Genomic DNA, 12,583 nt, shown 5'->3' with positions numbered 1-12,583 from the left:
TTTCGTGAGGCAGTGCTTTCAGCGCATCAGGCGGTTGCCAGTGCGGGGCGCGCCAGGCGCAGCGCATGCATCCAGGCGCGGCGCAGCACGGCCGGCGAACGCGATTCCTCGGGAATCAGCAGGAAGCCGCGGTCGCGCAGCGTGGTGCCCAGCGCGATCTGGCTGGTCAGCACGGTCAGCGGAATCGCCAGCAGCAGCGGCAGGCCGACCGGCATGAGCCAGATCAGCGCGCTCGGGTCGATCATCGCGACGCCGACGGCCAGCGCGGCGATCACCAGCGTCATGGGGGCCAGCTGCGAGGCAGCAACCTTCCACGGCACGGCGGCGGCTTCACGCGGGGGCGACTTCCAGTCGAGCTTGATGCCGGTGAGGGCGACCACCACGAACAGCGAGTGGGCCAGCATGCGCACCGGGGCTTGCACGATGGCGAGGCCGCTTTCGAGCACCGAGCTCTTCACCAGGCCCCACACGCCACCGTACTGGCGTTGCTCGCCGCGCATCAGCACGGCAGCGATGCCCAGCACGCGCGGCAGGAACAGCAGGCACAGGGTCCAGACCCACAGGCCGGCCAGTTCGGCGGGCAGCACGCTCCAGTTCGACACGAGGCTGGAACCGCTGAGCCACAGGGCGGTGCCCAGCGTCAGGAACGCGAGCCACAGCGGCGCGGAAACATAGGCCATGGTGCCGGTCACGAACATCGCGCGGTGCACCGGGTGGATGCCGGGTTCGGCCATCAGGCGGGCGTTCTGCAGGTTGCCCTGGCACCAGCGGCGGTCGCGCTGCAGTTCGGCCAGCAGGTCCGGCGGTTGCTGTTCGTAGCTGCCGACCAGGTCGGACACCAGCCACACGTTGTAGCCGGCACGGCGCATCAGCGCGGCTTCGACGAAGTCGTGCGACATGATGCCGCCCGACATGCCGCCGGTGCCCTTGATCGGGGCCAGCGCGCAATGCTTCATGAAGGGTTCGACGCGGATGATCGCGTTGTGGCCCCAGTAGTGCGATTCGCCCAGTTGCCAGAACTGCATGCCCAGCGTGAACAGGCGGCCCGTCACGCGGGAAGCGAATTGCTGTGCGCGAGCGTGCAGCGTGACGTGACCGATGGCCTGCGTCGCGGTCTGGATGATGCCGGCGGTGGGGTTGGCTTCCATCAGCTTGACCATCGAGGTCAGGCAGTCGCCGCTCATCACGGAGTCGGCGTCGAGCACGACCATGTAACGGTAGTCCTTGCCCCAGCGGCGGCAGAAGTCGGCCACGTTGCCGGCCTTGCGGTGCGTGCGGCGGGTGCGCAGGCGGTAGTAGACCTCGACCTGCGGCTGGTTCGGGCTTTCGGCCAGGGCGGCACGCAGGTCTTCCCAGGCGGCGCGCTCGGCGGCGGCGGTCTCGGGGTTGTAGCTGTCGGACAGCACGAACACGTCGAACTGCTTCGCGTGGCCGGTGGCCGCGACCGATTCGCAGGTGGCGCGCAGGCCGGCAAACACCGTGGCAACGTCTTCGTTGCAGATCGGCATGATGATCGCGGTGCGTGCCTCGGGGTTCATCGGGTGGTTGGCGACCTGCTTGGCTGACAGCGCATGCTTGTCACCGCGCACCGAGACGTAGAAGCCCATGAGGGCGGTCACGAAGCCGGTCACGACCCAGCCCGAGAGCAGGCCGTACAGGCCGATCTGGCCGTATTCGAGCCAGACGTTGTCGTAGTCGGGTTGCACGCTGGCGAACAGCGTCGAGGCGATCACGGTGCTCAGCACGGTGAGCAGCATGAAGGCCAGGCGGCGCTGCGCCGCGGCGCGTTGCCATGGCTGCTTGACCTGTGGAGCGGATTCGGCGCCTTCAGCGGCATCGGCCGAGCGGCCCGCGCCGAGCTTCACCAGCGCGGCGGTGCCCAGGCTGTTCCAGAAACCGCGCCAGGGGCGGGGCGTCATCGAACCGCGATTGACGGGAGGTGCGGTGACCGCGTTGGGGTGGCGTTCTTCGCGAACCGGGCTGCGGTGCGAAAAATCGGTATCGGCCAGCACGTTCAGTTGGGAGAAGTCGTTCGGCTTCATGCGATTTACCAACGTTGCTTGTCGAGGGAAGGGGTGTCGCCAATGGCCGGAAGGCGCTTGAAGACGCAGTCCGTGGCGGCGCCGCCGGCGCTTGCGAGCGCGGCCAGCGAATGGCCCGCGGCACGGGGCCGCAAGGAGGAAAACTGCTTTTGACGCAGGCCGTCGCGCTGCTGGCGCAGTGCGAAAGATGGGCTGGTGAGTGCTGTCATGCCTGTACAGGGGCAAACCCTGTGCCAGGCTGGAAAAACGCTTTCAGATCAACGACTTGGGGCGCTTCGGGTGCCGTTTGGGCCGCTGGAGCCGGCCGGAGGGGCCCAAAACCCCTGTTTTTGTCGCCGAATCCCGACAAGCCGTGGCGGCTGGTGGGGATTGGCCTTTCAAATCAACGACTTAGGGGCGTCGCTACTCGGCGACAGGGTCGCTGCCATTGGCGACAACGTCGGCTTTGAAGTGCCCCGGCGTGAGCTCATGCTTCTGCAGCAGGCGGTAGAACTCGGTGCGGTTGCGGTCGGCCAGGCGGGCCGCGTCGGCCACGTTGCCGTCGGTCAATTTCAGCAGGCCGACCAGGTAATCGCGCTCGAAACGCTGCTTGGCCTCGGCGTAGGTCTGGACCTCGACCGTCGGCACGCGCAGCGCGCGCTGCACCAGCGCCAGCGGAATCAGCGGCGAACTCGACAGCGCGCAGACCTGCTCGACCACGTTGAACAGCTGACGCACGTTGCCCGGCCACGCCGCCGTGGTCAGCGCCTTCAGCGCCTCGGGGGCGAAACCCGACAGCCGCTTGCCGTACTTGGTCGACAGGCGCTGCAGGAAGTGATTGGCCAGGAGCGGAATGTCTTCGCGCCGCGCCGACAGCGGCGGCAGCGTGAGCGTCACCACGTTCAGGCGGTAGTAAAGGTCTTCGCGGAACTGGCCCGCTTCCATCGCGGCGTCGAGGTCGCGGTGGGTGGCCGAGACGATGCGCACGTCGACTTCGATCGACTGGCTCGCGCCCAGCGGCCGCACCGCGCGCTCCTGCAGCACGCGCAGCAGCTTGACCTGCAGCGCGGGCGGCATGTCCCCGATTTCGTCGAGCAGCAGCGTGCCGCCGTCTGCTTGCTGGAACAGGCCCTTGTGGTTGGCGTGGGCGTCGGTGAAGGCGCCCTTCATGTGGCCGAACAGTTCCGATTCGAGCAGCGCCTCGGGGATCGCCCCGCAATTGACGGCCACGAAGGGCTTGTCGGCGCGCGCACTGGCCTTGTGGATGGCGCGGGCCAGCAGCTCCTTGCCGGCGCCGGAGTCGCCGCGCAGCAGCACCGAGGCGTCTGACTTGGCGACCATGCGCGCCTCGGCCAGCAGCTCGGCCATGCGGTTGCTGCGGCTCACGATTTCCGAGCGCCAGCTGTCGTCGCCGGCCTTGCTCGGCGTGGCGGCCGGCGCACCGAGCGCCAGCGCCTGCGCGATCTTGTCAAGCAACTCGCGCGCGTCGTAGGGCTTGGTGAGGTAGGTGAAGACGCCGCGTGCCGTGGCCTCGACCGCGTCGGGAATGGTGCCGTGGGCGGTGAGCAGGATCACCGGCAGCGATGGGTGGCGCTTGCGGATCTCGTCGAAGAGTGCGAGGCCGTCGCGCCCGGGCAGGCGCACGTCGCTCAGCACCAGTTGCGGATGCTCGATTTCGAGCTGGGTGAGGGCGGTCTCGGCCGAAGTCACGGCCGTGACCTGGTAGCCCGCCGACACCAGCCGCATCGAGAGCAGCCGAAGCATGTCCGGGTCGTCGTCGACCACGAGGAGACGGGCGCCTGGCGTGCTCATTCAGGAACCTCCGTGCTGTTGTGCACTGCGGTGCGAGCGGCTGCGGGCGACCGTGCGGTGCTCATGGGTTTTGCCGGGTTCCGTTGGGCACTGCCGGCACGGTGTTGTTGGGCCGCGCGAAGCTGCGCTCGATGGCGCGCAGGGCTTCGATGCGGTCGTTGAGCTGGTCGATGCGGCGCTGGCTGTCGCGCAGTTGCTGCACCTGCTTGTCGCGGTCGTCCTCGACGCGGCGCTGCTCCACGTAGCGGGCGGCCAGCGTGCGCGCGAGCGGGTGCAGGGCCTGGGCTTCGGGAGCGGGGTTGGCGATCACGCGCTGCAGCAGCCCGAGTGCACGTGCCAGGTCGGCGGGCACGCGCGTCTGCGAAAGCAGCAGCGCCAGTTGCATCTGGGTGGTGGGCGAGTCGCCAGGGTCGCCGACGCGCGCGATCTCGGCGCTCAGGTCGGCGCCGTTCAGCGGGCGCACCTTGTCGGCGTACGACAGCATGGCCGCCAGCGGCCCCTGCGTCATCAGCGTGAAGAGCGAGGCCGGCTGCGTGGCGGGCGCCTTGGGCTCGGCCTCGACCGGCATCACGCGAGGCATGACGGTGGGCGGCGGCAGGGCATCGGCCTCGGCGGGCGGCTTGGGCTGTATCGCGCAGGCGGCCAGCAGCAGGACGAAAGGCACGGTCATCGCCCCGGCGAAGGTGGAACTGCGGACGAACGAAAGAGACATGGGTCGAAGAAAGGGACGCGAGGCGGTGTTTCGGATGGGGTGCCGGGTGCTCAGGCCGTGCGCGGCAGTTCGATGCGAAAGCGTGCACCGGGCCCGCCAGGCAGCAAGGCGATGCGGCCCCCGTGGGCTGCAATGTACTCCTGCACGATGGAAAGTCCGATGCCGGTGCCTTTCACCGTGTGCTCGGGCTGGCGCTCGCCGCGGAAGAAGGGCTCGAAGATCCGGTCGCGGTCGCCATCGGCAATGCCCGGGCCGGCGTCGTTGACGTCGATGTACACCGCCTCCGGCGTGCCCGACACCGCCAGCGTGATGACGCCGCCGCTGGCCGAGAAGCGGATCGCGTTGGACAGCAAGTTGGCGATGGCCGTGCCGAGCTTGGCGCGATCGACCGTGGTCGTGATCGGCTCGCCCTCGGCGCGCACGCGCAGCCCGTGCGACTGCCACTGCAGGCGCTGCGCCTCGATCTGCTCCTCGATCAGCGGGAGCAGCTCGGTGCGCTCGCGGCGCAGTTCGCGCGCCTCGAAGGCGGCGGCATTGAAACGCAGCAGCGCCTCGATCTGCCCCTGCAGCGACACCGTGTTCTGCTGCAGGATCTGCGCGACTTCAAGCTGCGCCGGGTTCAGCGGACCCGTCACGCCGTCTTCGAGCAGCGAGACGCCTTCGCGCAGCGCCGCCAGCGGCGTCTTCAGCTCGTGCGACACGTGGCGCAGAAAGCGCGCCTTGTCGGCGTCCAGCTCGGTCAGGCGCAGCCGCAGCCATTCGAGCTGCTGCGACACGCGCCGCACGTCGGCCGGGCCGCGGATGTCGATGGGTTCGTCCAGCCGGTTCTGGCCCAGGCCGACGATGGCGTTCTCGAGCCGCTTGAAGGGGCGTGCGAGCCAGATGCCGAAAGCCAGCGCCAGCACCACCGCCAGCACGCTGGCGGCGACCACTTCGCGCATCAGCCGGCGGCGTGCGTTCTCGATGCGCTTGGCCAGCGCATCGTTCTGCATTTCGATCAGGAACTGCGCCTGTTGCGCGAGGTTGGTGTTGAGCGCGTCGAGCTCGCGGAACTGCATCGCCATCGTGCTTTCGCGCGTGAGGGCGCTGTCGGCGCTGCCGCTCATCAGGCCTTCGATCACGCCCAACTGGGAGCGCCACATCTCGATGCCCGCGGGCGCGAGGCCGTTCTTTTCCAAGCGCTCCAGCACCTGGTGCGCCTCGCGCGCGGCGTCGTCGAAGCGGCGGCGCAGCACGGCGTCGTTCAGCACCAGCGACTGGCGCCCGGCGCGCTCCATCGCCGCGCTGCGCTCGGCCAGCGACTGGGATGCGCCCGACAGCCGCAGCGCGCGCGCGGCCGCGTCGCGGCTTTGCGTCATCAGCACGTCGTACTGCAGCACCGAGCGCAGGGCCACGCCGACCAGCAGCGCAGTGATCAGCAGGAACGCGAACAGCAGGAGCTGCTGGAACGAGCCCCGTATGGATGGCCGCTTCGCCATCAATGGGCGAGCGCGGCCGTGGTGGCTGCCGTCGTCGACGATTCGCGCGTCAGGACCTCGCCGCGCAGCGTGTACGCCAGCGAGCGCGTGATGCGCAGGTCGGTCATTTGCCCGACGAGGCGCGCGTCGCCCTCGAAGTTGACGACGCGGTTGCAGGCGGTGCGGCCCATCAGCTCGTTCGCGTCCTTGCGCGAGGCGCCTTCGACCAGCACGCGCTGGGTGGTGCCGACCAGCGCCTGCCCGAAGCGCTTGACGTTGCCGTCGATCACGGCCTGCAGCGTGTGCAGCCGCGCGAGCTTGACTTCGTGCGGCGTGTCGTCGTGCAGCGCGGCGGCCGGCGTGCCGGGGCGCGGGCTGAAGATGAAGCTGAAGCTGTTGTCGAACTGGCAGTCGTCGATCAGCTTCATCATCTTGGCGAAGTCTTCGTCGGTCTCGCCGGGGAAGCCGACGATGAAGTCGCTGGACAGCGCCAGTTCAGGGCGGATGGCGCGCAGCTTGCGCACCGTGCTTTTGTATTCCATGGCGGTGTAGCCGCGCTTCATGGCCATCAGGATGCGGTCGCTGCCGTGCTGCACCGGCAGGTGCAGGTGGCTCACGAGTTGCGGCACCTTGGCATAGGCCTCGATCAGGCGCGGCGTGAACTCGTTCGGGTGGCTGGTGGTGTAGCGGATGCGCTCGATGCCGGGGATTTCGGCGACGTATTCGATCAGCAGCGCGAAGTCGGCGATCTCGGCGGTGTCGCCCATCTTGCCGCGGTAGGCATTCACGTTCTGGCCCAGCAGCGTGATCTCGCGCACGCCCTGGTCGGCCAGGCCGGCGATCTCGACCAGCACGTCGTCGAGCGGGCGGTTCACTTCCTCACCGCGGGTGTAGGGCACCACGCAGTAGCTGCAGTACTTGGAGCAGCCTTCCATGATCGACACGAAAGCCGTCGAGCCTTCGACGCGTGCCGGCGGCAGGTGGTCGAACTTCTCGATCTCGGGAAAGCTGATGTCCACCTGCGGGCGGTCCAGCCGCTCGCGGTCGTTCAGCATCTCGGGCAGACGGTGCAGCGTCTGCGGGCCGAACACGATGTCGACGTAGGGGGCGCGCGCAATGATGGCTTCGCCTTCCTGGCTCGCCACGCAACCGCCCACGCCGATCTTCACGCCCTTGGCCTTCAGGTGCTTCACGCGGCCGAGGTCGGAGAACACCTTCTCCTGCGCCTTCTCGCGCACCGAGCAGGTGTTGAAGAGGATCAGGTCGGCCTCGTCCACGTTCTGCGTCGGCTCGTAGCCCTGGGCGGCGTTCAGCACGTCGGCCATCTTGTCCGAGTCGTACTCGTTCATCTGGCAGCCGAAGGTCTTGATGAATACTTTTTTCATGGGGATCTCTTTCATGGCCCTGCGCGAAAAGGAGGGCACGGCGGGCGCGGCGCGGAACACAAGGCCCGCGCAGGCTTTTCTTATTGCGTGTTGACGGTGTCGTTCGAGGTGAACGGCCAGACATTCAGGAACGGCTTGTTCAGCGACTCGCGGCTGGCCGAGGCTTCTTCGGGCGTGAGGATCCAGACCTCGCGCAGCAGCCCGGCGGCGTCGCGCGTGTAGTTGACCAGGTAGCGCTGGCCGATGATGGCGCCCGGCATGACCAGCATGTTCTGCGCGCTGCGGATGCGCGCGCCGGCCCCCAGGCGGTCGGGCTTGCCGTCGAGTTCGACGTCGGGCGCACTGAGCACCGTGAACTTGCCGCGCAGGGTGCCGATGGGGAAGTTGCGGCCGCCGACCAGCGATTCGTTCTGGGTCTGCGGGCGGGGTACCTCGTCCTGGGCGCTGGCCTGGAGCGAGAAAAGACCGGCGGCGCCTGCGACCGCTGCGCAGAGCGCTATGAAAGTGAGAGTGTTCGTGGGTTTCTTGCAGCGGTTCATGGGGTATATCCAGAGGCTGTGCAGCGTGCGATTTTAACGACCGGGGGTCTGTCTATCGCGCGGACACAGTGGGTGAGGCCGGGCGGAATTCGTTCATTGCTTTACATTTCTTTACGGTGTCCATCGACAGCGCGGGGCGGCCACTGCTCCAATAGCCTTTGTCAGCCCAAAGTGCACAAGAACCCCATGAAAAAGAATGTTGCCATTGCCCTTGCGGGTGTGTTGATCGTAGCCGTCGCAGGCGGGTGGTGGAGCATGTCCGGCAACAAGCTCGCCGCGAAGAACGACAAGGCCCCGACCGCCGCCGGCGGTGCTCCGGCCGGTGGCGGTGCGCCCGCGCTCGTGACGCTGGCCACGGCCGAAAAGCAGGACGTGCCGGTGACGGTGCAGGTCAATGGCAGCGTGGTGTCCCTCAACAGCGTCGACCTGCGCCCGCAGGTCACGAACACGGTGAGCGCGGTGCACGTGAAGGAAGGGCAGTTCGTCAAGGCGGGCCAGTTGCTGTTCACGCTGGACGACCGCAACGACCAGGCCAACCTGGCGCGCGCCCGGGCCCAGCAGCAGAAAGACGAGGCCACGCTGGCCGACCTGGAGCGCCAGTACAAGCGCAGCCAGGACTTGGTGGCGCAGAACTTCATCGCCAAGAGCGCGGCCGACGCCACGCTGTCGCAGCTCGAGGCGCAGCGCGCCGCCGTCGCCGCCGACCGCGCCGCCGTGCAGTCGGCGCAGGTGGCGCTGGGCTACGCCACGCTGCGCGCGCCCATTGCCGGGCGTATCGGCGCCGTCAACATCTACCCGGGCACGCTGGTGCAGCCGACGCTGTCGCTGGTCACGGTCACCCAGCTCGACCCGATCGCGGTGAGCTTCCCGGTGCCCGAAGGCAACCTGCAAGACCTGCTGGCTGCCTCGCGCACCCGCTCGAAGGTCGAGGCCGTCGTCAACGGGCGCAAGGAACCCCTCAGCGGCACGCTCGACTTCGTCGACAACACCGTCGATCCGCAGATCGGCACCGTGCGCGCCAAGGCCGTGTTCACCAACGCCGACCAGAGCCTCTGGCCCGGCCAGTTCGTCGGCACCCGCATCACGGTGCGCACGCTCGATGGCGCCACCGTGGTGCCGGCCGCGGCGCTGATGATGCTGGCCGACGGCACCTCGCTTTATGTGGTCGACGAATCCAGGACCGCCACGCGCCGCAAGGTCAAGGCGCTGCACACCTTCGGCACCAAGGTCGCGGTGAGCGGCGTTGCGCCGGGCGAGCAGGTGGTGATCGAGGGCAGCCAGAACGTGCGCCCCGGCGGCAAGGTTCGCGTCGACGCCAAGGCGGCACCGGCCGCCCCGAATGGCACCACGGGCGTCACGCCCGGCAGCGCGGCATCGTCCGACGCCCAGCCCGTGCGGGAACGCGCATGAACATCTCGGAGCTCTGCATCCGTCGTCCGGCGATGACGGTGCTGCTGTCGGCCGCGGTGGTGGTCATCGGCATCTTTGCGTACTTCAGCATCCCGGTGGCGGCGCTGCCCAGCTACAACACGCCCGTCATCAACGTCAATGCGCAGTTGCCGGGCGCCAGTCCGGACACCATGGCGAGTTCGGTCGCGCTGCCGCTCGAAAAGCAGTTCTCGACCATCCCCGGCCTGCAGACCATCAGCTCGGTCAACACGCAGGGCGTGACCTCGCTCACGCTCGAATTCGTGAGCAGCCGCGACATCGACGCCGCCGCGGTCGACGTGCAGGCCGCGCTGCTGCGCGCCCAGCGCCAGTTGCCGCAGGAGCTGACGCAGCTGCCCTCGTACCGCAAGGTGAACCCGGCCGATGCGCCGGTGCTGTTCATTGCGCTGATCTCGCCGTCGATGAACCCGTCGGAGCTCAACGACTACGCCGAAAACCTGATCTCGCCCACGCTCTCGACCATCGACGGCGTGGCGCAGGTGGGCGTGTACGGCCGCAAGGCCTTTGCCGTGCGCATCAAGGCCAACGCCGACCTGCTCAACGCGCGCAACATCACGCTCGACGAATTGGCCAAGGCCGTGAATTCGGCCAACGCCAACACGCCGGTCGGCACGCTCGACGGCCCGCGCCAGACGCTCACCATCCAGGCCAACCGGCAGTTGGTGAAGGCGGCCGATTTCGCCAAGCTGATCGTCGGCCAGCGCAACGGCGCGCCGGTGCGGCTCGATGAAGTGGCCACCATCGAAGACAGCTTCGAGTCGGTCAAGACATCGAGCAGCTTCAACGGCCAGGACTCGATCTCGCTGGCCGTGCAGCGCCAGCCCAATGCCAACACCGTGCAGGTGGTGGACGCGGTGCGCGCGCTCATTCCGCGCTTCAAGGCGGAGCTGCCGCAATCGGTCGAGATCCAGATGGTGAACGACCGCTCGCTGTCGATCCGCGAGGCGGTGCACGATGTGCAGCTCACGCTGCTGGGCACCATCGCGCTGGTGGTGCTGGTGATCTTTCTCTTCCTGCACCGGCTGGTGGCCACGCTGATTCCGGCGGCGACCATTCCGATCTCGCTGATCGGCGCGGTGGCGTTGCTCTACGCCTTCGGCTACAGCCTGGACAACGTGTCGCTGCTGGGCATCACGCTGGCCGTGGGCCTGGTGGTGGACGACGCGATCGTGGTGCTCGAAAACATCATGCGCTACGTCGAAAAGGGCATGGAGCCTTTTGCCGCGGCGCTGCGCGGGGCGCGCGAGGTGGGCTTCACCATCGTGTCGATCTCCATCTCGCTGGTGGCCGTGTTCATCCCGATCTTCTTCATGCCAGGCGTGATCGGCCTCCTGTTCCATGAGTTCGCGGTGGTGGTGGCACTGGCGGTGCTGGTGTCGGCCATCGTGTCGCTCACGCTGGTGCCGATGCTCGCGAGCCGGCTGCTCAAGCACGTGCCCCGGAAAGAGGGCGCGATGGACCATGAAGAAGAACACCCCGAGCCGGGCACCGCCATCGGCCGCGCCTTCGAGCGCGGCTACCGCGCGGTGCATGGCAGCTACATGCGCTCGCTCGACTGGACGCTGGGGCATCGCAACCTGATGCTGTTGATGGCGGGCCTGACCTTCGTGGTCACCGGGTGGTTGTTCGTCACCATTCCCAAGGGCTTCTTCCCCGAGGAAGACATCGGCCAGATCCAGATCACGACCGAAGCCGCCGAAGACATCTCGTTCACCGCCATGAAGGCGCTGCAGGCCCGCGTGTCCGACGCGCTGCAGGCCGACCCGAGCGTGGACTACGTCAGCTCCTTCGTCGGCGTGGGCGGCCCGACCGCCACGCAGAATTCGGGGCGCCTGTTCGCGGTGCTCAAGCCGCGCAGCGAACGTCCGCAGATGTCGAAGGTGCTCGAATCGCTGCGCCAGCGTTTCCGCGAGATTCCGGGCATTGCCGTCTACATGCAGCCGGTGCAGAACCTGCGCCTGGGCGGCCGCCAGAGCAAGGCGCGCTTCCAGTACACGCTGCAGAGCGTGAACGCCGGCGAGATGGTGCCGTGGTCCACGAAGCTCATGGAACGCATGCGCGCCGATCCGGCCTTTCGCGACGTGACCAGCGACTCGCAGAACCGCGGCCTGCAGGCCACGCTCGACATCGACCGCGACAAGGCCGGCGTGCTCGGCGTGGCCGTGGGCGACCTGCGCACCGCGCTCTACAACGCCTATGGCGACCGGCAGATCGGCAGCATCTACGCCGCGAGCAACACCTACCAGGTGATTCTTTCGGCGGCCGACGACGACCGCCAGTTCGAGGACGACGTCGCGCGCCTGTCGGTGCGCAGCACCACCGGCCGGCTGGTGCCGCTGTCGGCCTTCTCGACCGTCAAGCGCACCGTGGGGCCGACCTCGGTCAACCACCAGGGGCAACTGCAGGCGGTGACGGTGTCGTTCAACCTCGCACCCGACGTGCCGCTGGGCAACGCGACCGCGAAGATCGACCGCTTCAAGGACGAGCTGAAGATGCCGCCTTCGATCATCACCACCTACGGCGGCGATGCGGCGGTGTTCCAGAGCTCGCAGTCGAGCCAGGCCGTGCTGCTGGTGCTTGCGGTGCTGGTCATCTATGTGCTGCTGGGCGTGCTGTACGAAAGCTACATCCACCCGCTGACCATTCTTGCGGGCCTGCCGTCGGCGGCGGTGGGGGCGCTGATTTCGCTGAAGCTCTTCGGCTTCGACCTCACGCTGATTGCGACCATCGGCATCCTGCTGCTGATCGGCATCGTGAAGAAGAACGCGATCATGCTGATCGACTTCGCGCTTGATGCGCAGCGCACCGAGGGCATGAAGCCGGTCGATGCGATCCGCGAGGCCTGCCGGCTGCGCTTCCGCCCGATCCTGATGACCACGCTGGCCGCGCTGATGGGCGCGCTGCCGCTTGCCTTGGGCCTGGGCGCTGGCGCCGAGCTGCGCCAGCCGCTGGGCGTGGCCGTGGTGGGCGGGCTGATCTTCTCGCAGGTGATCACGCTGTACATCACGCCTGCGATCTACCTGGCGCTCGACCGCTACAGCGGCACGGGGCCGATGGTCGATCTGCCGGGCGAGGCGAAGAAGGGTGAAGCGGGCGTGGCTGGAGATGCTGCGGCGCATGCCTGAAGCGCGGCGTTTTTCTTGAGGTGACTCAGGGCGGTCCGCCCGGCAGCCATCAGGCGGCTGCGGCGCGGGCGGCGCCCCTGGGC

General features: G+C 68.0%; 9 protein-coding genes. 2 read left to right on the top strand and 7 right to left on the bottom strand.

The window, feature by feature from the left end; translation table 11 throughout:
- Nucleotides 1-26 precede the first annotated feature (26 nt).
- The 7 genes from mdoH to ACGLHS_RS17925 form a co-directional block, all read right to left on the bottom strand.
- Nucleotides 27-2,042, bottom strand: a complete 2,016-nt coding sequence (gene mdoH, locus ACGLHS_RS17955) for a glucans biosynthesis glucosyltransferase MdoH (protein WP_394481840.1) — start codon at nucleotides 2,040-2,042, stop codon at nucleotides 27-29.
- 5 nt (nucleotides 2,043-2,047) lie between these two features.
- Nucleotides 2,048-2,251, bottom strand: coding sequence for a hypothetical protein (locus ACGLHS_RS17950; protein ID WP_093245017.1), 204 nt, complete (start codon nucleotides 2,249-2,251; stop codon nucleotides 2,048-2,050).
- A gap of 193 nt (nucleotides 2,252-2,444) precedes the next feature.
- Complete coding sequence (locus tag ACGLHS_RS17945) at nucleotides 2,445-3,833, bottom strand: sigma 54-interacting transcriptional regulator (RefSeq protein WP_093245019.1); 1,389 nt, start codon at nucleotides 3,831-3,833, stop codon at nucleotides 2,445-2,447.
- Nucleotides 3,834-3,894: 61 nt separating this feature from the next.
- Entirely contained in the window at nucleotides 3,895-4,545 is a 651-nt protein-coding gene (locus tag ACGLHS_RS17940; protein ID WP_394481837.1) for a hypothetical protein, read from the bottom strand.
- Between the two features lie 50 nt (nucleotides 4,546-4,595).
- Complete coding sequence (locus tag ACGLHS_RS17935; RefSeq protein WP_093245024.1) at nucleotides 4,596-6,023, bottom strand: sensor histidine kinase KdpD; 1,428 nt, start codon at nucleotides 6,021-6,023, stop codon at nucleotides 4,596-4,598.
- Nucleotides 6,023-7,387, bottom strand: coding sequence for a tRNA (N6-isopentenyl adenosine(37)-C2)-methylthiotransferase MiaB (gene miaB / locus ACGLHS_RS17930; RefSeq protein WP_394481834.1), 1,365 nt, complete (start codon nucleotides 7,385-7,387; stop codon nucleotides 6,023-6,025). The genes ACGLHS_RS17935 and miaB overlap by 1 nt, the downstream gene beginning before the upstream one ends.
- A gap of 80 nt (nucleotides 7,388-7,467) precedes the next feature.
- Nucleotides 7,468-7,926 carry a hypothetical protein gene (locus ACGLHS_RS17925; protein WP_093245029.1) on the bottom strand — a complete coding sequence of 153 codons (459 nt, stop codon included), beginning with the start codon at nucleotides 7,924-7,926 and terminating at the stop codon, nucleotides 7,468-7,470.
- A 255-nt stretch (nucleotides 7,927-8,181) separates the two neighbouring features.
- On the opposite strand from ACGLHS_RS17925, the gene ACGLHS_RS17920 reads away from it, so the two are divergent.
- Both ACGLHS_RS17920 and ACGLHS_RS17915 read left to right on the top strand, forming a co-directional pair.
- The gene (locus tag ACGLHS_RS17920) at nucleotides 8,182-9,336 is read left to right on the top strand and encodes an efflux RND transporter periplasmic adaptor subunit (RefSeq protein WP_394482487.1); all 1,155 of its coding nucleotides are present in this window, start codon (nucleotides 8,182-8,184) and stop codon (nucleotides 9,334-9,336) included.
- A complete protein-coding gene (locus ACGLHS_RS17915; protein ID WP_093245033.1) occupies nucleotides 9,333-12,500 on the top strand; it encodes an efflux RND transporter permease subunit in 3,168 nt (1,055 codons plus the stop codon). Before ACGLHS_RS17920 ends, ACGLHS_RS17915 begins: the two co-directional genes overlap by 4 nt.
- Nucleotides 12,501-12,583 lie beyond the last annotated feature (83 nt).

This window comes from Variovorax sp. VaC1 (assembly GCF_043658315.1).
GTDB lineage: Bacteria > Pseudomonadota > Gammaproteobacteria > Burkholderiales > Burkholderiaceae_C > Variovorax.
Note: the sequence above shows the minus strand (reverse complement) of the source record. Positions and strands in the feature narration are given on the sequence as shown.